Origin of the sequence: Streptomyces sp. MBT53 (genome assembly GCF_016654115.1) — a bacterium.
Lineage (GTDB): Bacteria > Actinomycetota > Actinomycetes > Streptomycetales > Streptomycetaceae > Streptomyces.
Map to the genome: position 1 here is coordinate 12,069 of NZ_JAEQAZ010000094.1, position 23,305 is coordinate 35,373.

General features: G+C 70.4%; 23 protein-coding genes. 14 read left to right on the forward strand and 9 right to left on the reverse strand.

Features of this window, described 5'->3' with window-relative positions; translation table 11 throughout:
- Positions 1-15: 15 nt before the first annotated feature.
- Positions 16-1,221, forward strand: coding sequence for a pyridoxal phosphate-dependent aminotransferase (locus JHN45_RS29660; protein WP_201051579.1), 1,206 nt, complete (start codon positions 16-18; stop codon positions 1,219-1,221).
- Here the strand turns inward: JHN45_RS29660 and JHN45_RS29665 are convergent.
- Positions 1,202-1,663 carry a GNAT family N-acetyltransferase gene (locus tag JHN45_RS29665; protein WP_201051581.1) on the reverse strand — a complete coding sequence of 154 codons (462 nt, stop codon included), beginning with the start codon at positions 1,661-1,663 and terminating at the stop codon, positions 1,202-1,204. The two genes, JHN45_RS29660 and JHN45_RS29665, sit on opposite strands and share 20 nt — an antisense overlap.
- Positions 1,664-1,694: 31 nt before the next feature.
- The gene (locus JHN45_RS29670) at positions 1,695-2,705 is read right to left on the reverse strand and encodes an NADP-dependent oxidoreductase (protein WP_236584262.1); all 1,011 of its coding nucleotides are present in this window, start codon (positions 2,703-2,705) and stop codon (positions 1,695-1,697) included.
- 100 nt (positions 2,706-2,805) lie between these two features.
- On the opposite strand from JHN45_RS29670, the gene JHN45_RS29675 reads away from it, so the two are divergent.
- The 3 genes from JHN45_RS29675 (at position 2,806) to JHN45_RS29685 (ending at position 5,391) form a co-directional block, all read left to right on the forward strand.
- A complete protein-coding gene (locus JHN45_RS29675) occupies positions 2,806-3,795 on the forward strand; it encodes an Lrp/AsnC family transcriptional regulator (RefSeq protein WP_200711392.1) in 990 nt (329 codons plus the stop codon).
- Positions 3,796-3,938: 143 nt separating this feature from the next.
- Entirely contained in the window at positions 3,939-4,817 is an 879-nt protein-coding gene (locus tag JHN45_RS29680; protein WP_201051582.1) for an oxidoreductase, read from the forward strand.
- A gap of 40 nt (positions 4,818-4,857) precedes the next feature.
- A complete protein-coding gene (locus JHN45_RS29685; RefSeq protein WP_201051583.1) occupies positions 4,858-5,391 on the forward strand; it encodes an NADPH-dependent FMN reductase in 534 nt (177 codons plus the stop codon).
- Between the two features lie 144 nt (positions 5,392-5,535).
- Here JHN45_RS29685 and JHN45_RS29690 read toward each other — a convergent pair whose 3' ends face one another.
- Positions 5,536-6,072, reverse strand: a complete 537-nt coding sequence (locus JHN45_RS29690; RefSeq protein WP_200711395.1) for a YbjN domain-containing protein — start codon at positions 6,070-6,072, stop codon at positions 5,536-5,538.
- Positions 6,073-6,180: 108 nt separating this feature from the next.
- Between JHN45_RS29690 and JHN45_RS29695 the strand changes: the two genes are divergently transcribed.
- Positions 6,181-6,711: a hypothetical protein gene (locus tag JHN45_RS29695; protein WP_201051584.1), complete on the forward strand. Its 531-nt coding sequence runs from the start codon at positions 6,181-6,183 to the stop codon at positions 6,709-6,711.
- A gap of 10 nt (positions 6,712-6,721) precedes the next feature.
- Here JHN45_RS29695 and clpB read toward each other — a convergent pair whose 3' ends face one another.
- On the reverse strand, positions 6,722-9,319 hold the full coding sequence (clpB, locus tag JHN45_RS29700) for an ATP-dependent chaperone ClpB (protein WP_201051585.1): 2,598 nt from the start codon (positions 9,317-9,319) through the stop codon (positions 6,722-6,724).
- 121 nt (positions 9,320-9,440) lie between these two features.
- Here clpB and JHN45_RS29705 point away from each other — a divergent pair, with 121 nt between their 5' ends.
- A complete protein-coding gene (locus JHN45_RS29705) occupies positions 9,441-9,854 on the forward strand; it encodes a pyridoxamine 5'-phosphate oxidase family protein (protein ID WP_200711398.1) in 414 nt (137 codons plus the stop codon).
- Between the two features lie 140 nt (positions 9,855-9,994).
- Here the strand turns inward: JHN45_RS29705 and JHN45_RS29710 are convergent, their stop codons facing one another.
- Positions 9,995-10,330: a hypothetical protein gene (locus JHN45_RS29710; RefSeq protein ID WP_200711399.1), complete on the reverse strand. Its 336-nt coding sequence runs from the start codon at positions 10,328-10,330 to the stop codon at positions 9,995-9,997.
- 279 nt (positions 10,331-10,609) lie between these two features.
- Here JHN45_RS29710 and JHN45_RS29715 point away from each other — a divergent pair, with 279 nt between their 5' ends.
- From JHN45_RS29715 to JHN45_RS29735, 5 genes are read left to right on the forward strand one after another with little or no spacing between them, the layout of a single operon-like run.
- The gene (locus JHN45_RS29715; protein ID WP_200711400.1) at positions 10,610-11,647 is read left to right on the forward strand and encodes a helix-turn-helix transcriptional regulator; all 1,038 of its coding nucleotides are present in this window, start codon (positions 10,610-10,612) and stop codon (positions 11,645-11,647) included.
- Entirely contained in the window at positions 11,644-12,636 is a 993-nt protein-coding gene (locus JHN45_RS29720; protein WP_200711401.1) for a helix-turn-helix transcriptional regulator, read from the forward strand. Before JHN45_RS29715 ends, JHN45_RS29720 begins: the two co-directional genes overlap by 4 nt.
- Entirely contained in the window at positions 12,633-13,631 is a 999-nt protein-coding gene (locus tag JHN45_RS29725) for a helix-turn-helix transcriptional regulator (RefSeq protein WP_200711402.1), read from the forward strand. The genes JHN45_RS29720 and JHN45_RS29725 overlap by 4 nt, the downstream gene beginning before the upstream one ends.
- Entirely contained in the window at positions 13,628-14,620 is a 993-nt protein-coding gene (locus JHN45_RS29730; RefSeq protein WP_201051586.1) for a helix-turn-helix transcriptional regulator, read from the forward strand. Before JHN45_RS29725 ends, JHN45_RS29730 begins: the two co-directional genes overlap by 4 nt.
- Positions 14,617-15,606, forward strand: coding sequence for a helix-turn-helix transcriptional regulator (locus tag JHN45_RS29735; protein WP_201051588.1), 990 nt, complete (start codon positions 14,617-14,619; stop codon positions 15,604-15,606). The genes JHN45_RS29730 and JHN45_RS29735 overlap by 4 nt, the downstream gene beginning before the upstream one ends.
- Here the strand turns inward: JHN45_RS29735 and JHN45_RS29740 are convergent.
- Positions 15,569-16,627 (reverse strand): helix-turn-helix transcriptional regulator, encoded by a 1,059-nt coding sequence (locus JHN45_RS29740; protein ID WP_200711405.1) that lies wholly within the window; start codon positions 16,625-16,627, stop codon positions 15,569-15,571. The genes JHN45_RS29735 and JHN45_RS29740 overlap by 38 nt on opposite strands.
- 264 nt (positions 16,628-16,891) lie before the next feature.
- Here JHN45_RS29740 and JHN45_RS29745 point away from each other — a divergent pair, with 264 nt between their 5' ends.
- Genes JHN45_RS29745 through JHN45_RS29755 form a run of 3 tightly spaced genes read left to right on the forward strand, consistent with a single transcriptional unit; the run spans position 16,892 to position 20,212 of the window.
- A complete protein-coding gene (locus JHN45_RS29745) occupies positions 16,892-18,439 on the forward strand; it encodes a circularly permuted type 2 ATP-grasp protein (protein ID WP_200711406.1) in 1,548 nt (515 codons plus the stop codon).
- Positions 18,436-19,368 carry an alpha-E domain-containing protein gene (locus tag JHN45_RS29750; protein ID WP_200711407.1) on the forward strand — a complete coding sequence of 311 codons (933 nt, stop codon included), beginning with the start codon at positions 18,436-18,438 and terminating at the stop codon, positions 19,366-19,368. Before JHN45_RS29745 ends, JHN45_RS29750 begins: the two co-directional genes overlap by 4 nt.
- Before the next feature lies 1 nt (position 19,369).
- Positions 19,370-20,212, forward strand: coding sequence for a transglutaminase family protein (locus JHN45_RS29755; protein WP_200711408.1), 843 nt, complete (start codon positions 19,370-19,372; stop codon positions 20,210-20,212).
- A 40-nt stretch (positions 20,213-20,252) separates the two neighbouring features.
- Here the strand turns inward: JHN45_RS29755 and JHN45_RS29760 are convergent, their stop codons facing one another.
- The 3 genes from JHN45_RS29760 to dnaJ form a co-directional block, all read right to left on the reverse strand.
- A complete protein-coding gene (locus JHN45_RS29760; RefSeq protein WP_200711409.1) occupies positions 20,253-21,359 on the reverse strand; it encodes a sugar ABC transporter substrate-binding protein in 1,107 nt (368 codons plus the stop codon).
- A 281-nt stretch (positions 21,360-21,640) separates the two neighbouring features.
- Entirely contained in the window at positions 21,641-22,090 is a 450-nt protein-coding gene (locus JHN45_RS29765; RefSeq protein WP_019070405.1) for a heat shock protein transcriptional repressor HspR, read from the reverse strand.
- 5 nt (positions 22,091-22,095) lie between these two features.
- Positions 22,096-23,283, reverse strand: coding sequence for a molecular chaperone DnaJ (gene dnaJ / locus JHN45_RS29770; protein WP_200711410.1), 1,188 nt, complete (start codon positions 23,281-23,283; stop codon positions 22,096-22,098).
- Between the last annotated feature and the right edge of the window lie 22 nt (positions 23,284-23,305).

A 23,305-nucleotide genomic window follows, 5' to 3' on the forward strand; every position in this document is an offset into this window, starting at 1 on the left:
GAGCTTGGGCGCAGGATGACGGGCATGACCTCCAGCGCACGCCCCCTCCTCAACCGCCGGCTCGCCGAGTTCGGGACGACGATCTTCGCCGAGATGTCCGCCCTCGCCCTGAAGACCGGCTCGATCAATCTCGGCCAGGGTTTCCCCGACACGGACGGCCCCGAGGAGATCCGCGAGGCGGCGGTCCGCGCGCTGCGCGACGGACGCGGCAACCAGTACCCGCCCGGCCCCGGAGTCCCCGAACTCCGCACCGCGATCACCGCACACCAGGAACGCCGCTACGGCCTGTCCTACGACCCCGACGCCGAGGTCCTCGTCACGGCGGGCGCGACGGAGGCGATCGCCGCGGCGCTGCTGGCCCTGGTGGAACCGGGCGACGAGGTCATCGCGTTCGAGCCGTACTACGACTCCTACGCCGCCTGCATCGCGATGGCCGGCGGCACGCGCGTACCGGTCACGCTCCGCCCGCACGAAGGGGCGTTCCGCCTCGACCTCGACGAACTGCGCGCCGCCGTCACCGACCGCACCCGCCTCCTCCTGATCAACACCCCGCACAACCCGACCGGCACCGTCCTCACCCGCGAGGAACTCACCGCCATCGCCGAACTCGCCGTGGAACGCGATCTGTTGGTGATCACCGACGAGGTCTACGAGCACCTGGTCTTCGACGCGGCCGAGCACATCCCGCTGGTCTCCTTCCCGGGGATGCGGGGGCGCACGGTGTCGATCGGCTCGGCCGGCAAGACCTTCTCCTTCACCGGCTGGAAGGTCGGCTGGGTGACGGGCACCCCGGACCTGGTCACGGCCGTACGCTCGGCCAAGCAGTTCCTGACGTATGTGGCGTCGGGTCCGTTCCAGTACGCGGTCGCGGAGGCGTTGCAGCTGCCCGACTCCTACTTCGACGCCTTCCGCGCGGACATGCTCGCCAAGCGGGACGTCCTGGCGACGGGCCTGACGGAGGCCGGCTTCGAGGTCTTCCGCCCGGCCGGCACGTACTTCATCACCACCGACATCCGCCCCCTCGGCCCCGAACTCTCCAAGAACGGCGACGGCTTCGCCTTCTGCCGCGCCCTCCCGGAACTCGCCGGCGTCGTCGCCATCCCCAACGCGGTCTTCTACGACCACCGGGAGGCGGGGGCACCGTTCGTACGGTTCGCGTTCTGCAAGCAGACCGGCGTGCTGGAGGAGGCGGTGGGGCGGCTCAAGTCACTGGCGGGCTGAGCCGGAGGTCTATCCAGGGGATGTCCTCCCCGGGCAGCAGATACCGCTCGGTCTCGACGAAGCCGTGCCGTAGTGCGAACCGCAGTCCGTCCTCGTTGGAGGACAGGACGACGGTCTCGATCACTTCGGCGCCCAGTTCGCGGGCGCGGTCGAGCCCGCGGGCGTAGAGCTCCTGGCCGAACCCACGCCCGCGGTGCGGGGCGAGGACGCGGGCGATGACGGTGGCCGTCCGCGTCTCGTCCGCCGGCGGGCGGACCGTGCTGCAGCCCGCGAGTTCACCGTCTCCGTCGTCGAGGTAGGCGACCTCCAGGTGGTGGCGCCGGGCACGTTCCCGTACGTCGTCCAGGGAGAGGACGTGGGTCGGGATGATCGTGTTGTGGACGTACCGCCAGTCTTTCAACGTGGCGTCGTCGTCCGGCTGTTGAATGCGAAGGCCAGGCATCCCGGCAGCGAACCCGAACACCTCCTGAACGTCAACTCCGCCGATCACCCGTGTCCGCGCCCCGCGACGACGCGAAGTCGGCCACCAGCACGACGCCCCCGCGGAACCCGCCCTTCGCCAGCATGGTGTGCGCTTCCGCGACCCGCTCGAACGGGAACGTCCTGGCGACCCGCAGATCCAGCCGGCCGCTCTCGACCAGCCCCGCCAGCTCGGCGAGTTCGGCGCCGTCCGCACGCGCCTGCACCAGGCCGACCCTGACACCGCGCTCCGCGGCCGGTGCGCTCGGCGGTGTCACCGCGACGAAGGAACCGCCGTCACGCACGGCCCCGATCACCGAGGACCCGAGCGACGCGGCGTCGAGGAGTCCGTCGACCTCCCCGCCCGGTGCCGCCTTGCGCACCGCATAGGCGGGATGGTCGCCACGAGCGACGAAGGTCGCCCCGAGACCGGTGAGGTACGGCTCGTCCTCGGGGGCCGCGACGGCGACCACCCGCAGGCCCTGGTGCCGGGCCAGCTGGACCGCGAACCCGCCGATGGCACCGGCCGCCCCGGTGACGGCGATGCGGTCACCGGCCCGCAGCCCGAGGATCCGCAGCGCCTGCGCCGCGGTGTGGGCGTTGAGCGGCAGCGTCGCCGCGGCGGCCGGTGTCACGCCTGCCGGGGCGGGCGCGAGGAAGGCCGCGGGCAGCACCACGAACTCCGCCTGCGTACCGACCTTGGTCTCCGGCCAGTTCGACATCGCCACCACCGCCTGCCCGAGGTCGAAGCCGGACACGCCGTCCCCGATCGCGTCGACGGTGCCGGCGGCGTCCACACCGAGCACGTACGTCGGTCCCGGGGGCACCATCGGACCCAGGCGGCCCGCCCTGGCGACCACGTCCAGCGGGTGCACGGCCGCCGCGTGGACTCTTACTCGTACGTGCCCGGCGGGGACCTCGGGCATCGGACGCTCGGCGACGGCCAGTACATCCGGGCCACCGAACTCGGTGAACGTGACGGCGCGCATGACGTCGGTCTGGTGGGTGTGTGGGGATCCAGTCATGGCACCACTGTCCGCCCGGCCCACCTCGCACTCCCAGCCAGATCGCCGTACCGCGGCCGAAGTTCCATGACGATCGATCCGACGCCTCTACACTTCCGTCATGGATCGGACGGACCGGCGGATCGTTCAATGCCTGCTGCGGGACGGGCGGGCCTCCTTCCGGCGTATCGCCGACGTGGCCGAGGTCTCCGAGCAGACCGTGGCCCGCCGCTACCGCGCCCTGGTCGCCGACGGAGCCGTCCGCGTGCGCGCCCTGCCCAGCCATGTGCGGCTCGGCGACCAGACCTGGTTCGTACGGGTGCGGTGCCGGCCCGACGCCACCGACGCCCTCGCGGACGCGCTGGCCGCCCGCGAGGACACCGCCTACGTCAGCGTCACCTCCGGCGGTTCCGAGATCGTCTGCCAGACCCATACCGGCCTCCGCGACCAGGGCGGATCCGTTCTGCAACGCCTGCCCCGCACCGCCAGGGTCCTGGGCTTCGACGCCTGTGCGGTCATGCACATGTACGTGGGCAGCGACGCCAAGTGGCTCGCCTTCGACGACCCGCTCAGCGACGACCAGGCGGCCCTGCTGCACACCTCCGACCAGCAGCAGCACACCACCACCGGCAGCGCGGCCGACCTGGAACTCCGCGACCAGGACGCCCCGTTGATGGCCGAACTCGCCCGTGACGGCCGCGCCGGAGTCGTCGAACTCGCGCGCGTCTGCGGCTGGTCGAAGTCCCGGGTCTCCGCGCGCCTGGACGAACTGCTCGCGGCGGGCGCCCTGCGCGTCGCCGTGGACCTGGCCTACCCACGCTTCGGCTTCCACGCCCCCGCCTACCTCTGGCTCACCGTCGCCCCCGGCCGGCTCGACGCCACCGGCGAACTCCTCTCCGCCCACCCCGAGACCACCTTCGCCGCCGCGGTGACCGGTTCGGCCAACCTCCTGGTGACCGTCACCTGCCGCACCATGGACGACCTCTTCTCCTACGTGACCACCAAGGTCGGCGCCCTCGAAGCGGTCCGCCAGGTCGACGTCGTCCCGGTCCTGCACCGCCTCAAGCAGGCGGGCACCCGACTCCGCGACGGTCGCCTGATCCCGACCTGACGGAAGTACAGGCAGCTGGAATCCACTCCAGTGGAGGTTCGGCCCGCTTTCGCTTGCATCGGCTGTTGGTTCCGCCGTCGCGACGGCACTGTTGAGACCACCCCCGAAACACCCCCGAGTGTGTTCTCAGCAAGGAGCTCGCGATGAGCGACGACGTACTTCCCGGCGGCACCCTGCGCCTCTCCGACACCCTGACGGTGACCCGCGTCGGCTACGGCGCCCTCCAGCTGGCCGGGCCCATGGCCTACGGCCCGCCCCGCGACCGCGTCGAGGCCCTGGCCGTCCTGCGCGCCGCGGTGGACGCGGGCATCACGCACCTCGACACCAGCGACTACTACGGCCCGCACCTCGTGAACGGGCTGGTCCGCGAGGCCCTGCACCCGTACCGCGAGGGCCTGCACATCGCCACCAAGATCGGTGCCCGCCGCACCGCCGAACGTGGCTGGCCCGCCGCGCTGTCCCGGCCGGAACTGGTGCAGGCCGTCCACGACAACCTGGACCACCTGGGCCTGGAGGCGCTGGACCTGGTGAACCTGCGGATGACCGACACCCTGGCGGCGGACGACATCGTCGAACCGTTCACGGTCCTGGCCGAGCTGCGCGAGCAGGGCCTGATCCGCAACCTCGGCGTCAGCAACGTCAGCGCGGAGCAGGTCGAGGCCGCCCGGCGGATCGCACCGGTGGTCGCGGTGCAGAACCACTACAACATCGCCTTCCGCCAGGACGACGCCCTGGTGGACCGGTGCGCCGAACTGGGCATCGCGTTCGTGCCGTTCTGGCCGCTGGGCGGATTCCGGCCGCTGCAGGTCAAGGCGCTGGAACAGGTCGCGGCCGGCCTCGGCGCCACCCCGCGCCAGATCGCGCTGGCCTGGCTGCTGCACCGCTCCCCCACGGTGCTGCTGATCCCCGGCACCTCCACCCGCGCCCACCTCGCCGAGAACATCGCCGCCGCCGAGATCGGCCTGTCCGCGGAGACGCTGCGCACGCTGGACGCGATCGCCGCCACCCCGACCGCCACCTGAGCCCCCTGGCCGACTTAGCCCCCTACTGGAGTCCCCCGCCATGCCACAGCCACAGCCACAGCCCCTCGCCCGTCACCGCACGCTGGTCCTGTCCGGCAGCCTGCGCACCGGCGCCGTCACCACCCGGGTCGCCCACGCGGCCGTGGCGCAGGACGGCCCCGCACACGAAGTCGTCCTGGCCACCGGCCTGGACCAACTCCCCCTGTTCAACGAGGACTTGGACACCGACCCGGCCCCGCCCGGCGTGGCCGCCCTGCGGGCCCAGGTCACCTCGGCCGGCAGCCTGCTGGTCCTGAGCCCGGTCAACAACGCCAGCATCTCGGCCGCCCTGAAGAACGCCCTGGACTGGCTCTCCCGCCCCCGCGACGACTCCCCCCTCGCCGGAAAGCCCGCCACCGGCCTGGTCGTCGGCTACCACTCCCACGGCGCGGAGGACCACCTGGAGACGATCCTCCGCGCCACCGGCGCCCGCACCACCCCGGCCCCGACCCCCGTACTGAACCCGCGCGCCACCGACGGGGACCGGGTCACCACCGCGGTGACCCAGGCCCTCGCAGCCCTGCACACCGCATGACCACCGGCGGGGACGACGAGAGCCCGGTCCCCGCACACGACGGTGATGGTCGCGTACCGGGCCGGGCTCTCGTTCACAGAAGTACATGAAGTACTCCGGGTACTGCAGGTACCGCAGGTACTACGGGCACTACGGGACCGAGGACTACTCCTCGTCGCCCTCGTCCTCAGGCTTCTCGACCGCCTCGTCGACCTCCTCGGTCAGACCGAGCTGCTCGACGAGCCAGCGGTCGAACTCGATGGCGGCGCGCACCCAGCTGACCGTCGAGGAGACGAAGTGGTTCAGGTCGACGCCGGTGCCGATCAGCATCTGCGCCTCACCGATCAGACGGACGGTGCCGTCGTCGTGAGTGTGGCTGTAGACCTTGGGCCACAGGGTGCGCCGGTTCCAGTCGTCGATGGACTCCAGCAGCTGCGGCTTGGAGTCGATCTCGTGGGGACGGTCGTAGAACGTCCGGACCGAGAAGACCAGCTGGTCGTCCTCACCGCGGAACATGAAGTACGTACGGAACTGCTCCCACGGCGCCGCGAGGTCTCCCTCGTCGTCGACGACATACTTCAGCTCCATCTGTTCGAGGAGCTGCTTCACGAGGTCCTGATCCGGGACGACGGGGCCCGCCGGTCCTTGCTGCGGCTCGGGCTGGCCCCCGAAGTTCGGAATCGAGGACGGGTCGATGCTCACCGTGTATTTCCCTTCGTACGGATTCCGCCATCCTCCCCCATGCGGGGAGGGGCGTGGCAACCCCTGCCGGGCCTGTCCGCCACGGGCTGACCGGATACGGTCACGCACATGCGGACGGTGACGCGGTGGCTGCTGTGGGGGACGTGGGGGATCTGCCTGCTCTTCGTGGTGTGGGCGGGCTGGTCGTTCGTACGGACGATGGTCTACACCGCCTCCGGTGACGACCCTCCCGGCACCGTCACCAAGGCCGGCTGCGCCGAGGCCATGGACTTCTCCGGCACCACGCTGCCCGAGGACACCCGGGACGAGGACTGCACCTCGTACACCTGGGGAGGCCAGGCCTACGACGGCAGTTTCCGCATGCCGCGCTCGGCGGTGGGCGGATGGCTGGCCGAGTCGTTCCCGGACGCCGCGGACTTCCCCTGCGACGGGGACGACGACAGATGCGTCCACGTCATCCGCGAAACGCAAGCGCACGCGCACCCGCACACGCACACCCCCGGCGCCTACGACGTGACGGTGAGCGTGCACTACGAGCACGGGGACGAGGACGGGGACGAGAGCGAGGGCGGAGACAAGAGCGAGGGCGGGTCCGCAGGGGACACCGCCCTCGTCAGCTTCGACGCGAGTTCCTACTGACCGCCGGGCGTCACAGCGTCTTCCCGGTCGCCGGCCCCACGATCAGCCCGTCGCCGAACGCGTCCACCCGGACCGTGTCGCCGTCCTTGACCTCGCCCGCCAGGATCTCCTTGGCGAGGCGGTCGCCGATCGCCGTCTGGACCAGGCGACGCAGGGGTCGCGCGCCGTAGGCCGGGTCGTTGCCGTTGTCGGCCAGCCAGGTCAGGGCCTCGTCGGTGATCTCCAGGGTGAGGCGGCGTTCCGCGAGGCGCTTGGCCAGGCGGCCGATCTGGAGCGCGGCGATCCGGCCCAGCTCCTCCCGGTTCAGGGCGGAGAAGACCACCAGGTCGTCGAGGCGGTTGAGGAACTCCGGCTTGAAGGAGGCCCTGACCACCTCCAGCACCTGTGCCTTCTTCTCGTCCTCGCCGGTGAGCGGGTCGATCAGGAAGGTGCTGCCGAGGTTGGACGTGAGGATCAGGATCGTGTTGCGGAAGTCGACCGTGCGGCCCTGGCCGTCCGTCAGCCGGCCGTCGTCCAGCACCTGGAGCAGGACGTCGAAGACCTCCGGGTGCGCCTTCTCGACCTCGTCGAGCAGGATCACCGAGTACGGGCGCCTGCGCACCGCCTCCGTGAGCTGGCCGCCCTCCTCGTAGCCGACGTAGCCGGGAGGCGCGCCGACCAGCCGGGCCACGCTGTGCTTCTCGCCGTACTCCGACATGTCGATGCGGACCATGGCGCGTTCGTCGTCGAAGAGGAAGTCCGCCAGGGCCTTCGCCAGCTCCGTCTTGCCTACGCCCGTCGGGCCGAGGAAGAGGAAGGAGCCGGTGGGGCGGTCGGGGTCCGCGATGCCCGCGCGGGTGCGTCGTACGGCGTCGGAGACCGCCTGTACGGCCTCCTGCTGGCCGATGAGCCGGCGGCCCAACTCCTCCTCCATGCGCAGGAGTTTCTGCGTCTCGCCCTCGAGGAGGCGGCCTGCGGGGATGCCGGTCCAGGAGCCCACCACGTCCGCGATGTCGTCGGGGCCGACCTCCTCCTTGACCATGGTGTCCTTGGAGGCTTCTTCCTCCGCCTGGGAAGCCTCCTCCAAGTCCCGCTCCAGGGTGGGGATCTCGCCGTAGAGCAGCTTGGAGGCGGTGTCGAAGTCGCCGTCGCGCTGGGCGCGTTCGGCCTGGCCACGGAGTTCGTCGAGCTTTTCCTTCAGCTCGCCGACCCGGTTGAGGGACTGCTTCTCCTTCTCCCAGCGGGCGTTGAGGCCGCGGAGTTCCTCCTCGCGGTCGGCGAGGTCGCGGCGCAGCTTCTCCAGGCGTTCGATGGAGGCGGCGTCGGTCTCCTTGTCGAGGGCCAGCTCCTCCATCTTCAACCGGTCGACGGAGCGCTGGAGTTCGTCGATCTCGACGGGAGAGGAGTCGATCTCCATGCGCAGCCGGGAGGCCGCCTCGTCGACGAGGTCGATCGCCTTGTCGGGGAGGAAGCGGGAGGTGATGTAGCGGTCGGAGAGGGTCGCGGCGGCGACCAGCGCGCTGTCCGCGATGACGACCTTGTGGTGGGCCTCGTAACGGCCCTTCAGGCCGCGCAGGATCGCGATGGTGTCCTCGACGGACGGCTCCGCGACCAGCACCTGCTGGAAGCGGCGCTCCAGCGCCGGGTCCTTCTCGATGCGCTCGCGGTACTCGTCGAGGGTGGTCGCGCCGACCATGCGGAGTTCGCCGCGGGCGAGCATCGGCTTCAGCATGTTGCCGGCGTCCATGGCGGAGTCGCCGCCGGCGCCCGCGCCCACGACGGTGTGCAGCTCGTCGATGAAGGTGATGATCTGGCCGTCGGAGTCCTTGATCTCGGCCAGGACGGTCTTGAGCCGCTCCTCGAACTCGCCGCGGTACTTCGCGCCCGCGACCATCGCGCCGAGGTCGAGCGAGACCAGCCGCTTGTTCTTGAGGGACTCCGGCACGTCGCCCTTGACGATCCGCTGGGCGAGCCCCTCGACGACGGCGGTCTTGCCGACGCCGGGCTCGCCGATGAGGACGGGGTTGTTCTTGGTGCGGCGGGACAGCACCTGGACGACCCGCCGGATCTCCTGGTCCCGTCCGATGACGGGGTCGAGCTTGCCCTCGCGCGCGGCGGCCGTGAAGTCCGTACCGAACTTCTCCAGCGCCTTGTACTGCCCCTCGGGGTCGGGTGTGGTCACCCGGCGCCCTCCCCTGCTCTTCTGGAACGCGTCCAGCAGCTTCTTCGCACTGGCCCCCTGCTGGGAGAGTACGTCCCCGGCGGCGCCGCCCTTCGCGGCGATGCCGATCAGCAGGTGCTCGGTCGAGAGGTACTCGTCGCCGAGTTCTTTCGCGCGCTCGTCGGCGTCCGCGAGCACCGCGAGCAGTTCGCGGCTGGGCTGCGGGGGCGCGACGGTCGACCCGGTCACGCTGGGCAGCGAGGCGAGCACGCGCTCGGCCCCGGACCGTACGGCGGCCTGGTCGGCGTCGACGGCGGCCAGCAGGTCGGTGATGTTCTCGTTGTCCTCCCCCGCGAGCAGCGAGAGAAGCAGGTGCGCCGGGGTCAGATCGGCGTGCCCTCCGGTGACGGCGCGGCTGCTGGCCGCGTTGATCGCTTCCCGGCTCCTGTTGGTCAGCTCGGCGTCCACGTTCCGGTACTCCTCCTCCTACAGCCTTCGTGCACGGACTGACTCGGCCAACGTGCACAAAGTTGAGTCTATTCCACTCAAGGCAGTGGCGGGGCGGATCGGGGGACTAAGTTCCGGGTCCATGGCCTCATATCCGGTCGACCCGGGCGACCCCGACCTGCCGTACCTCACCTTCTGGCAGGAACGGCATCTGTGCACCCTCACGACCCCGCGCCCCGACGGCAGCCCGCACGTCGTTCCTGTCGGAGTGACATACGACCCGGAGGCGCGGCTGGCTCGGGTCATCGCGAACAAGTCGAGCCGGAAGGTGGCGAACGTGCTGGCCGCCGGTCCGTCCGGGGCGCGGGTCGCCGTGTGCCAGGTGGACGGGCGGCGCTGGGCGACGCTGGAGGGCCGGGCGTTCGTGCGCGCGGAGCCGGACCGGGTCGCGGAGGCGGAGCGCCGGTACGCCGGGCGCTACGGGCGGACGCCGTCGCCGAACCCGTCACGGGTGGTGATCGAGATCGAGTTGACGCGGGCGCTGGGGAGGGGGTGAAGCGATCAGTTCCGGCCACCACGGCCGGGCCCATACCCTGACATTTCGCCCAAACTGCAGCGGCGTCACCGTGTTCAGGTCACGGTGACGCCGCTGCGGGGGGAAGCACCTGAGCGATCTGTTACGACGGGGGAATCGCGTCAGGCACTGCGGGGGGTGGCTGAGATGGTCTGGACGTCGGGGGCATCCGTTTCCACCAGCCGATGGTCTCGCTGGTCAAGATTCACAAAGATCATTCCGTACCGGATGGCGCATCGCACCGGCTGCGGCGCCCCCCGAGGCCGCCGCAGACACCGGTAGGCACGTACATCCTCGTCCTCGTCCCGCGTCACCACGACCGGCTCACCGAACACGGTCACCATGAGCGAGTCACCGCTGTGGGGGATGGCGGTGGCCAGGTCGATGAAGTGCCAGCCGGAGCGGTAGGCCGTGGCCATTTCCCGGCGGAAGCTGCGGTCGTCCGGAGGAGTCGACATCGGGATCAATTCCAGGAAGTGTCATCGGTGTGATCCACGCCGACAGACACCGAACTCGAAGTACTGTCCGCTCGAACGTCACTCGACTTACCGGCCAGGCCGCTCGCGACCCCAAGAACGACGACGGCGGACAGAGCAGCGGCAAGTACCGAACGAAGGATTCTCTTACGCATAGTCGGCTTCGTCCTCACTTGATGGTCTCCTCTATACCCCCGTCGGATAAGACGATGGCTCATTCAGGCACGTCATGGCCACACAATCGATGCATCATGTTCCTGCATGTTCAGGACCCTGGGGGGTGGAGAATTCGTGACAAAAGGGACGCAATCGGGGCATCCCCATGCTGTAACAGACCTTTGCGACGACGGTAGTCGGCTCTACGCCAACGCACTTCGCGCTGGTCGCATCGCGAGAGCGGACGTGGAGGCCGCTCCCTGCCTGATGGAGTTCGCCCTGCTGTACCCGGACCCCGACGATCCCAATTGGCTGTGCCCCGTGGCTCCCTCGGTCGCTCTGGCGCAGCGGCTGCATCCCGTGGAACGGGAGATCACGGAGCGCAGGCGTTTCTCCATCCGGCTCGCCGACGCCTTCGAGCCCTTCATGGCCGCCACGGCCCAGAGCCCCACGTCCACCCACGCCATCACGGTCCTTGAGGGCCGGGACCGGATCAACGGCGCACTCAACATCGCGACGTCCGAGAGCCAGACCGAGGTGCTCAGCGTGCAGCCCGGGGGCCGGCGCCTGGAGAGCAACCTCCTGAAGGGACTGGAACGAGACAGGCCGCTGCTCGACCGCGGTGTCCGGCTGCGGACGCTCTACCAGCACACCGCCAGGCACAGCCCGGAGACCCTGGCCTACGTGGACCAGATCTCCAGCGGCAAGGTCGAGGTCCGTACCATCGACGAACTCGTCGAGCGGCTGATCATCTGCGACGAGACCGTCGCCTTCATCCCCATACGCGAGGATCGCCAGGTCGCTCTCGAACTGCGCCACCCCGGCCTGGTCCGCTATCTGATCAAGGTCTTCGAGTTCATGTGGGTCCGCGCCGTCCCCCTCCAGGCCGGAACCCCGTACGAAACCGCGCCCGACGGCATCACGGACATCCAGCACTCCATCGCCAAGCTCCTCATCGAGGGCCACGTCGACGAGGCCATCGCGCGCCGCCTCGGCATGAACGTGCGGACCTGCCGGGCCCACATCGCCAAGCTCGCCACGGCCCTGGGCAGCGGCAGCCGCGCGCAGCTCGGCTTCCTGATAGCGCAGTCGGGGATCCTCAACCAGGACCACCCCACGCCGGGAGGAGACGGCCCACTGTGACCGACGCGCACACGCACGGAGCGGACGACCTGTGCGCGGCAGGTCTGAGCCTGTACGTCCGCGCCCTGCAGGCCGGGCGGGTGCGGGTCGACGACACCGACGAGGCACCCTGTCTGGTCGGTCTCGGGCTGCTGCAGCCCGAGATCGAGGACCTGGGCTGGCTACGGCCCGTCGCGCCCGGCTTCGTGCTCCACCGGCTGCACCGGATGTCCGCGGAGCGCATCGCGGACGAACGGCGCCGCGAGGAGCGCCTGGAGACCGTCTTCGGCCCGCTGGTGGGGCTCGACGGCTCCGGTACGGCGGCCACGGACGCGCCGACCCTCACGGTCCTCCGCGGCCGGGACCGCATCAACACCGCGATCAGCGAGGCCATGGCGGACGCCACGGACGAGCTGCTCGCCATCCAGCCCAGCACCAACCGTGACACCAGGCCGACTCCCGAAGCCCGGGCCCTCGCCCTCGTCCGCGACCAGGCCCTGCTGGACCGCGGCGGCCGCATCCGCACCCTCTACCAGCACACCCAGCGCTACAGCCCCGTCGCCCTGTCCCGCTACGAGCAGCTGCGCGGCGACGCGGAGGCCCGCACCCTGGACGAGGTCACCGACCGCCTCCTGGTCGTCGACCGGCAGGTGGCGTTCATCCCGGCGAACGCGGACCTCACCCTCGCCCTCGAAGTCCGCCACCCCACGCTGATCAACTACTTCGTGAAGACCTTCGACCGCCTCTGGCACCTGGCCACCCCCATGCACCCCGAGGCGGTCCAACAGCCCTCCACGAACGGCATCACCCCGCGCCAGCACGCCATCGCGGGACTGCTCGTCGAGGGCCACACCGACGCCGTGATCGCCCAGCGCCTCGGCATGAACATCCGCACCGCCCGCGTCCACATCGCCAAGCTCGCCGCGACCCTCGGCAGCGAGAGCCGCGCCCAACTCGGCTACCTCATCGCGGAATCCGGAATCCTCAGGCAGGAGGGAGCGGCCGAGTGACATCCGCGCGCCATCCGGAACACGGTGTGGAAGACCTCTGTCGCGCCGGTGCAGAGCTGTACGAACGCGCCCTGCGCGAAGGCCAGGTGAACCGCGCGGACGCCGACACCGCGCCGTGCCTGATCGGCCTCGGCCTGCTGCATCCGACCGCCACGGACCCGGACCGGCTGGAGCCGGTCGCGCCGGCCTCCGTGCTGCACCGGCTGCTGCGGATGTCCGCGGAGCGCATCGCGGACGAGCGGCGCCGCGAGGAACGGCTGGAGCGCTTCCTCGGCCCGCTGGCGCGGCTCGGCGACTCCGGTACGGCGGCCACGGAAGCGCCGGCCCTCACGGTCCTCGACGACAAGGACCGCATCAACACGGCGATCAGCGCGGCCATAGCGGACGCCACGGACGAAATACTCGCCATCCAGCCCAGCAGCAACCGTGACAGACGGCTGACCGCCCGAGCCGAGGCCATCGCCGTCGCCCGCGACCAGACCCTGCTGGACCGCGGCGGCCGTATCCGCACCCTCTACCAGCACACCCATCGCTACAACCCGTACGCCATGGCCCGCTACGAGAACCTGCGCGGCGACGCGGAGGCCCGGACCCTCGACGAGGTCACCGACCGCCTCATCGTCATCGACCGGCAGGTGGCGTTCATCCCGGCGAACGCGGACCGCACGACGGCCCTCGAAGTCCGCCACCCGGCGCTGCTCACCCACTTCGTCACGGTCTTCGACCGCCTCTGGCACCTCGCCACCCCCATGTATCCCGAGGCGGTCCAACAGCCCTCCCTCAACGGCATCAGCCCGCGCCAGCACGCCATCGCGGGACTGCTCGTCGAGGGCCACACCGACGCGGTGATCGCCCACCGCCTCGGCATGAACATCCGCACCGCACGCGTCCACATCGCCAAACTCGCCGCCACCCTCGGCAGCGAGAGCCGCGCCCAACTCGGCTACCTCATAGGGCAGTCGGGGATTCTCAGAGAGGAGGGAGCGACGGAGTGACATCCCTGCCCCACACGGAGCACCGTGTGGAAGACCTCTGTCCCGCCGGAACGCAGGTGTACGAACGTGCCCTGCGCGAAGGCCAGGTGAACCGCGCGGACGCCGACACCGCGCCGTGCCTCGTCGACCACGGCCTGCTGCACCCGACCACCACGGACCCGGACCGGCTGGAGCCGGTCGCGCCCGCCGTGGCGCTGCACCGGCTGCTGCGCACCTCGGGGGCGCGCATCGCGGACGAGCGGCGCCGCGAGGAGCGGCTGGCCGAGGCCTTCGAACCGCTCATGCTCATCGACGGCCACCGGCCGACGACCGCCGGTACCGAGACGATCAACGTCCTGAGCACCTTCGACCAGATCAACGGGACGATCGCCGCCGTCATGGCCGAGGCGTCCCGGGAGGTGCTGGCGATCCAGCCGCGCAGACGGAACCCCGAGTCCCTCGAACTCAGCCTCGACGCCCTGAAACAGGACCAGACCCTCCTCGACCGCGGCGGTCGCATCCGCACCCTGTACCCGCACGCGCTCCGGCATCTGCCCGCCGTCCTCGCCCGCTACGAGCAGTTGAGCGGCGACGCGGAGGCCCGCACCCTGGACGAGGTCACCGACCGCCTCATCGTCATCGACCGCACGGTCGCCTTCATTCCCGCGAACGCGGACCGCACGAAGGCCCTCGAAGTCCGCCACCCGGCGCTGCTCACCCACTTCGTCACGGTCTTCGACCGCCTCTGGCACCTCGCCACCCCCATGTACCCGGAAGCGGTCCCACAGCCCTCCCTCAACGGCATCAGCACCCGCCAGCGCGCCATCGCGGGACTCCTCGTGGAAGGCCACACCGACGCCGTCATCGCCGACCGCCTCGGCATGAACATCCGCACCGCCCGCGTCCACATCGCCAAACTCGCCGCCACCCTCGGCAGCGAAAGCCGCGCCCAACTCGGCTACCTCATCGCGGAATCCGGCATCCTCAAGCAGGAAGGAGCGGCGGAGTGAACACGCCGCCGCACCCCGAGCACGACGTGGAAGACCTGTGCGCGGCGGGCGTCGAGGTGTACGAACAGGCCCTGCGCGAAGGGCGGGTGAGCGGTTCCGAGGCCGAACGGGCGCCCTGTCTCGTCGACTTCGGGCTGCTGACCCACTCCGTCACGGATCCACGGCGCCTGGAACCGGTCACCCCCGCGGTCGCCTTCCACCGGATGCTGAGCGCCATGGAGGACCGCGTCGCCGCGGAGCGCCGGCGCGAGCAGCGGCTCGCGGAGACCTTCGAGCCCCTGTTGCGGATCGACGGCCGCCGCGCGGGCCCGGAGCAGGTCCCCACGCTCAGTGTGCTGAGCGGCGTGCACCGGATCGGCTCCGCCATCGCCCAGGCACTGGCCGCGAGTTCGGGCGAGCTCCTCGCCATCCAGCCGCACATCTCCCACTCCAGCCATACGGCCCCGGAGGCCCACGTCGAGGCGCTGGCGCGCGACCAGGCCCTGCTCGACCGCGGCGGCCGTATCCGCACGCTCTACCAGCACACCCTGCGCCACGCGCCCTCCGTGCTCGCGCGCTACGAACGGCTCCGCGGCGACGTCGAGGCGCGCACCCTGGACGAGATCCCGGACCGCCTCATCGTCGTCGACCGGACGGTCGCCTTCCTCCCCGCCAACGCGGACCGCACGATGGCCCTGGAAGTCCGCCATCCCTCCCTGGTCGCCTTCTGCGTCACGGTCTTCGACCGCCTCTGGCACCTGGCCACCCCCATGTACCCCGAGGCGGTCCCACAGCCCTCCCTCAACGGCATCAGCACCCGCCAACGCGCCATCGCGGGACTCCTCGTGGAAGGCCACACCGACGCCGTCATCGCCGACCGCCTCGGCATGAACATCCGCACCGCCCGCGTCCACATCGCCAAACTCGCCGCCACCCTCGGCAGCGAAAGCCGCGCCCAACTCGGCTACCTCATAGGGCAGTCGGGGATTCTTGATCCGCCGGGGTGAGCTGGGCGGGCAGGTCCGGCATCCGTGACGCGGCGCCCTCCAGGCCCGCCTGGGCGATACGGACGCCGAGCTGGGTACGGCTGGCCGCGCCGAGCGTCTCCGACAGCCGGGCGATGTGGGCGCGGCAGGTGCGGACGCTTATGCCGAGCCGTTCCGCGATCACCGCGTCCTGGTGACCCTCCGCGAGCAGGGCCGCGATGGACTGTTCGCGGTGGGAGATGCCCTCGATGCCGGTGTCGGGCAGGGGGGCGGCTACGGGGATCGCGAGGCGCCACAGGCGGTCGAAGACCGTGACGAAGTAGTCGATCAGCGCCGGGTGGCGCAGTTCCAGCGCCATGGTGTGGTCGGCGTTGGCGGGGATGAAGGCGACCGTCCGGTCGAAGAGGATGAGGCGGTCGACGACCTCGTCGAGGGTCCGTGCCTCGACCGCGTCGCCCATCAACTCCAGGTAGTTCAGCAGGCCTTGGCCGTGCCGGGCGACATGGGTGTACAGGTCGCGCATCCGTACCCCGCGCGAGCGCAGGGCCAGGGCGCGGTGCAGGCCCTCGGTGAGTTCCGGTTCGCGACGGATGCCGCCGGGCTGGACGGTGAGGACCTCGCCGGTGCAGGCCTCCGTCGCGGCGTCCATCGCCGCCTGGATGCGGGCGAGACCGTCCAGGACGCGGATCGCGGCGCCCTCCAGCGCCCCGGACGCCAACGCGGACGCCTCGATACGGCGGCCGAGACCGGCGTACCGCTCGAAGGCGTCGACCGCCGAACCCACCCGCCGGTGGCTCTCGCTGACCTCGTCGTAGACCCCGCGCAGCAGCCGGGTCATGACCTCCTGCGGGGAGGTCGGCACCAGCCAGTCCATGTCGTCGGGGTCGGGGTGGAGGAGGGCGAGCTCCAGCAGACACGGCACCGGTTCGGCGTCCGTGCGCGGCACCCGGCCCCGCCGTACGGCCCGTGAGTACACGAGGTCCCCGGCGTCGCAGAGTCGGTCAGCACCGTGTGGATGCGCGTCCGTCCCGTGCCCGGTCATTGCCCATCCCACCCCCGGTTCCCGGCTCTTTGCAGCGCAACTATGCGCGGACCCGACCTGCTCCGCAACACGGCTCCCCCTCGAACGGGCCCCGAAAACCACCGATATCACTCACTATCTCCCCACCTCCGCGTGTCACCTTGCAACAAGCTGGGGGGGGTACCGGGCCCCGGCCGCCGGCCGCTTCGCCGTATCACTTTCCGCGTGAGCTGCCGGAAATCACTCAGAGATCGCCGTGTTACGTACCGCCTCTAACGTCCCCTCATGGCGGACATATTTGACGCATACGCATTGGCCGATGCGTGGGACGAGATGTTTGTGCGGCCGGGTGAGGTCAGAACCGCCTACGAGCCGGTACTGGCGGCACTCCAGCCGATCGAGCCGAGTGAACTGCGCTTCCGCGCGGACCAGATGGCCCGCGCGTTCACCGACCGCGGTGTGACCTACGCCTTCGCGGGCGAGGAACGGCCCTGGCCGCTGGACCTGGTGCCGAGGATCATCGACGCGCTGGAGTGGGATCTCATCCAGCGCGGAGTGGCGCAACGGGTAAGGGCACTCGAGGCCTACCTCTCCGACGCGTACTCCCACTGCCGCGCCTTCGAGGACGGGGTCGTGCCCTGGCGGCTGCTCCTCAACTCGGCCCATTTCCACCGGGCCGCACAGGGCGTCGAGCCACCGGGCGGGGTCCGCATCCACGTCGCCGGCATCGACCTGGTCCGGGACGAGGCCGGGGACCTACGGGTGCTGGAGGACAACGTGCGGGTCCCCAGCGGGGTGTCGTACGTCATCGAGAACCGCAGAGCGATGACGCGGATCTTCCCGTCCCTCTTCGCCGAGCAGCACGTGGTCCCCGTCGACGGATACGCGGGGCGCCTGCTGGCCGCACTGCGGGCCGCCGCGCCCGCCGGGACACAGGACCCCCGGGTCGTGGTCCTCACCCCGGGGCCGGGGAACGCCGCCTACTTCGAACACGCCCTGCTCGCCCGGCTGATGGGCGTGCAGCTGGTGGTGGGGCACGACCTGACGTGCCGCAACAACCGGGTGTGGATGCGCACCACGCGCGGCGAGGTGCCCGTCCATGTCGTATACCGGCGGCTCGACGACGACTTCCTCGACCCGCTGCACTTCCGCCCCGACTCGGTGATCGGCTGCCCGGGCATCATGAACGCCGCCCAGGCCGGGAACGTCACACTCGCGAACGCCGTCGGCAACGGCATCGCGGACGACAAACTCCTCTACACCTACGTCCCCGACCTCATCCGCTACTACCTCTCCGAGGAACCGATTCTCCCCAACGTGGAGTCCTACCGTCCCGACGAGCCGGGCCAGTTGGAGGCGGTCCTCGACCAGATCGAGCACCTGGTCGTCAAGCCGGTCGACGGCGCCGGCGGCCAGGGCATCGTCATCGGACCCAAGGCCGACGCGAAGACCCTCGAACGCACTCGCAAAGCCGTCGCCGCCGACCCGCGCGGCTGGATCGCCCAGCGCCCCGTCGCCCTCTCCACCTCCCCCACCCTCGCGGGTGAACGCATGGCACCCCGCCACATCGACCTACGGCCCTTCGCCGTGAACGACGGCACCGACGTCTGGGTCCTCCCCGGCGGCCTCACCCGGGTCGCCCTCCAGGAGGGCAACCTGATCGTCAACTCCAGCCAGGGCGGCGGCTCCAAGGACACCTGGGTACTCGCCGAGGGCCCCACCGAACAGCCCGAGCCGCTCACCGCGGACGGCACACCCCCCGAGGTGGCCCCGCGCCAGCTCGGCCCCGACGGCAACCCCGCGGTCGTACAGGAAGGGGCGCAGCAGCAGTGAACGACGTGATCCTCTCCCGGATAGCCGAGGCCCTGACGTGGACGGGCCGTTACGTCGAGCGCGCGGACGCCACCGGGCGCATCCTCGACGCCTATCTGCACCGCCTGCTGGAGGACCCCTGGCGCGACGAGGACGCGGCCTGCCGGTCGCTGTACGCGATCCTCGGGGTCGACGCGGGCGGTGAACGCGTCGACATGCAGCAGGTGTTGGACCAGCTCGCCTTCGACGCCCGTTCGACGTGCTCCATCGAGGGCGCCCTGGGCGCGGCCCGGCTGAACGCCCGCAGCGCCCGCGAGGCGGTCTCCTCCGAGATGTGGGAATGCCTCAACTCCACCTGGCACGCCCTGGCCGACCAGCGCCTCGCGGCCCGCCGTACCGGCCCCTACGCCTACCTCGAACTCGTGCGCAGACGCGCCGCGTTGTTCTTCGGCCTCGCCGACTCCACGATGAGCCGCGACGACAGCTGGCGCTTCGTCGTCCTGGGCAGGAGTCTCGAACGGGTGGACATGACCGTACGACTGCTGTCCGTACGGGTGTTGGACGCGGCCCACGCCCCCGACTGGCCGACGCTGCTGAGCGCTTCCGGCGCCGACGAGGCGTACGCGCGCGTCTACGGCGGCTTCGGCGACACCCCGCGCGTGGCCGAATTCCTGCTCCTGGACCGGGACTTCCCCCGCTCGGCACTGCACGCGCTGACGACGGCCGAGGAGTGCCTCACGGCGCTCGGCCGCCAGCGCCAGGACCCCGCGCGCCGCCCCATCGGCCGACTCCGCACCCGCCTCGAATACCTGGACTCGCACGCCTTGGAGGAACAACTCCCCGCGCTCCTCAAGGACTTGCAGCACGCCTGCATGGCCTCGGCGGAGGCGGTCGCGGAGTTGTTCTTCCCGTACCAGGGGCCCGTCGAGTGGGCCCAGGAAGGAGCCTGAGATGACCCGTAGGCTTCGCATCCGCCACACCACCCGCGTGTCGTACGCCCAGGCGGCCGTGTCCTCCCACAACGAGGTGCGGATGACCCCGCTGACACTCCCCGGCCAGACGACACTGGACGCGCGCGTCACGGTGAACCCCACGACCCCCACCTGGTCGTACTGGGACTACTGGGGCACCCAGGTCACCGGCTTCGACCTGATGGACCCGCACGCGGACCTCACGATCACGGCGTCGAGCCTGGTCGAGACCTCCCCCGCGGACGCGCTCGCCCCCGCCCCGACCTGGCAGGAGGTGACCGAACGCACCACGAACTCCCGCCTGTTGGAGTTCATCGGCCCCACGGTCCGTACGACGGTCCCGCCCAAGCTGCTGAAGAAGGCGCGCAAGGCGGCCGTAGGACTGGACCCGCACGAGACGGCGGTGGCGGTCTCCGGGCTGGTCGCCGACCGGGTGGCCTACCTCCCCGGCGTCACCGGAGTGAACACCTCCGCCGCCGAGGCCTGGGAACAGGGCGCGGGCGTCTGCCAGGACATCGCCCACGTCACCATCGCCCTGCTGCGCGGCCTGGGCCTGCCCACGCGCTACGTCTCCGGCTATCTCCACCCCGAACGCGAGGCGGAACTCCACCGCCCGGTGGCCGGCCAGAGCCACGCCTGGATCGAGTACTGGGCGGGCGACTGGTGCGGCTACGACCCGACCAACCGGACCCGCCCCGACGAGTCCCATGTGGTGGTCGGGCGGGGGCGGGACTACGACGACGTGACTCCGCACAAGGGGATCTACCGGGGAGTGGCGGGCGGACCGCCGGAGGTGACGGTGGAGTTCACGCGGGTGGCGTGAACTCCGTGCCTTCGGGCATGGCGGCGCGGAGGCCTCCGCCCTACTTCAGCCCGGCCTCCGTGCACGCCGACTTGAACTTGCTCGTGCAGATGTCGGAGATCTTGTAGATCCCGTCCGCGACCACCGTCGACGCGATGTTGTCCTTCGTCAGCGCGACCACGGACACCAGCTGCGCGGGGATCTTCTTGTTGGTGGGGCTGTCCACCGAGTCGCGGGTGAGGGCGTCGAACTCGATGTCCTTGCCCTGGACCCTGGCGACCGCGATCTTCGCGGCGGCCTCCGCCAGGTCGGGGTAGGGCTTGTAGACGCTCATGTACTGCTCGCCGGTCACGATCCGCTGCACGGCGGAGAGTTCGGCGTCCTGGCCGGTGATGGGCGGCATCTTCGTCACGCCCGCCGCCTTCAGGGCGTCGATGATGCCGCCGGCCATCGCGTCGTTGGCGGAGTACACCGCGGCGATGTTGTCCTTGCCGAGCTTGCCGATCGCCTCGGTCATCTCCTGCTGGGCGACCTTCGGGTCCCACGCCTTGGTGTTGTAGCTCGCGGCGACCGTCACCTTGCCCTGCAGCTCGGACAGCGCCCCCGCCTTGAACACCCCGGCGTTGGGGTCGGTCGGCGAGCCGTTGATCATGACGACCTTGTCGGAGGTGTCCACGTTGCTGCCCAGCGCCTCGACCAGGGAGCGGCCCTGCACCTCGCCGACCAGTTCGCCGTCGAAGGACACGTACGCGTCGATCGGCCCCTCGGCCAGGCGGTCGTAGGCGATGACGGGGATGCCGGCGGCCTTGGCCTTCTTCACCATGGGCAGGATGAGGTGCGAGTCGACGGAGTCGAGGATGATGATGTCGACCTTCTGGTCGATCATCTTCTGCATCTGCGTGTCCTGGACGCTCGCGACACCGCCCGCGTTCTGGTACTCGGCCTTGCCCTTCTTGTCGGTCAGTTCACTGACCGTCGACTTGATGATCGGGAAGTCGAACTCCGCGTACCGCGTGTTCGTCTTCTCCGGCATCAGGACGCCCACCGTGATGTCGTTGCCCTTGGCCGGGGTGGCGTCCGAGCTGCTCCCCGACGAGTTGAGCACGCCACAGGCGGCCAGGGGCAGGGCCAGCGAGGACGCGGCCACGGATATGGCGATACGACGCATTGGTGAGCTCACTTCTGGTGCCGTCCGGACGTGGGCGCAGCATTGCAACCCAGGTGACTGAAAAGCCAACGCGGCTGCGGCCGTCGGCGTCAAGCGGAACTACTTAACGAGATGGCAACACCACGTTCCGTTTGGTATGTGGAGACGTTGCGGAATCCCATCCAAACGCTCTTTACCGACCCTCCACTCAACGGGAGTTCATGAGTGGGCAAAGATCGCACAACCGGGAAGGGGCCCGGAGGCGGGTGAGCCTCCGGGCCCCTTCCCGGTTTGTCGGTGTGTCAGTCCGAGGACTGACGCTTCGGCCGCCACACCACCAGCGCGCTGGTCTGCTGGACCTCCTGGTACGGGACCAGGTCCCGGCGGTAGGAGGCGTGCACGGCGGCCTCGCGCTGCTGGATCGCCGCCGCCGCTCCGTCGACCGCCGCCTGGAGTTCGGCGACGCGCTGCTGGAGCGCCACGACCTGGTTCTCCAGCTCGATGATGCGCTTGATGCCGGCCAGGTTGATGCCCTCGGTCTGCGACAACTGCTGGACGGTGCGCAGCAGTTCGATGTCGCGGGCCGAGTAGCGCCGGCCGCGCCCGGCCGTGCGGTCCGGGGAGACCAGGCCGAGGCGGTCGTACTGGCGCAGCGTCTGCGGGTGCAGGCCGGAGAGCTGGGCCGCCACCGAGATGACGTAGACCGGGGTCTCCTCGGTCAGCTCGTACGGGTTGCGTCGACGGCCGTCCATCTCTCTCATGCTCCCTTCGCGGCCTGGAACAGCTCCGCCCGCGGGTCCTCACCCGCGGTGGCCTCTCTGTACGCCTCGAGTGCGTCACGAGCATTCCCCGTGACGTCCTTCGGGACACTCACCTCGACGGTCACGAGAAGGTCTCCCCGGGTGCCGTCCTTACGGAAGGCGCCCTTGCCGCGGGCCCGCATGGTGCGGCCGTTGGGGGTGCCCGGCGGCAGCTTCAGCGTCACCGGGGGTCCGCCCAGGGTGGGCACCCTGACCTCGCCGCCCAGCGCCGCCTCGGCGAACGTCACCGGGACCGTCACCGTGAGGTTGTCGTCCTTGCGGCCGAACACGGGGTGCGTGTCGACATGCACCATGACGTACAAGTCGCCCGCGGGACCGCCCCGTTCACCCGGCGCGCCCTTGCCGCGCAGCCGGATGCGCTGACCGTCCGTGACCCCCGCGGGGATACGGACCTGCATGGTCCGCGACGACTTGGCGCGCCCGCTGCCCTTGCACTCGGCGCACGGATGCTCGGCGATCAGGCCCCGGCCCTTGCAGTCCGGGCACGGGTCCGTCAGCGAGAAGCCGCCGCCGGAGCCGCGCGCCACCTGGCCGGTGCCGACACAGGTCGGGCACACGCGCGGTGTGCCGTTCTTGTCGCCGGTGCCCGAACAGGCCTTGCAGGGCTGCTGCGAGGACATCCGCAGCGGGACCGTGGCCCCTTCGATGGCCTCCGTGAAGCTGAGCGTGACCTCGGACTCGATGTCCTGGCCGCGCCTGGGCTGGGTACGGGTCGTGCCCGCGCCGCCCCGGTTGAACAGGCCGCCGAAGACGTCGCCGATGCCGCCGCCGAAGCCGCCGGGGGCACCGGTGCCGCCGCCCTGGGCGCCGCCTCCGAAGAGGTCGCCCAGGTCGAAGTTGAAGTTGCCGCCGCCCGCGCCGCCCGGCCCCGGGCGGTAGCCGCCGTTGCCGAAGAGGGAGCGGGCGTCGTCGTACTCCTTGCGCTTCTTGGGGTCACCGAGGATGTCGTGGGCCTCGGAGATCTCCTTGAAGCGCTCCTCGGCCTTGGCGTTGCCCTTGTTGGCGTCCGGGTGGAACTCGCGGGCGAGCTTCCGGTACGCCTTCTTGATCTCGGCCTCGGTGGCGTCCTTGGGGACGCCGAGGACCTTGTAGTAGTCCTTCTCGATGAAGTCCTTGGTGCTCATCCTCGACGTCCCTCCTTCCGCC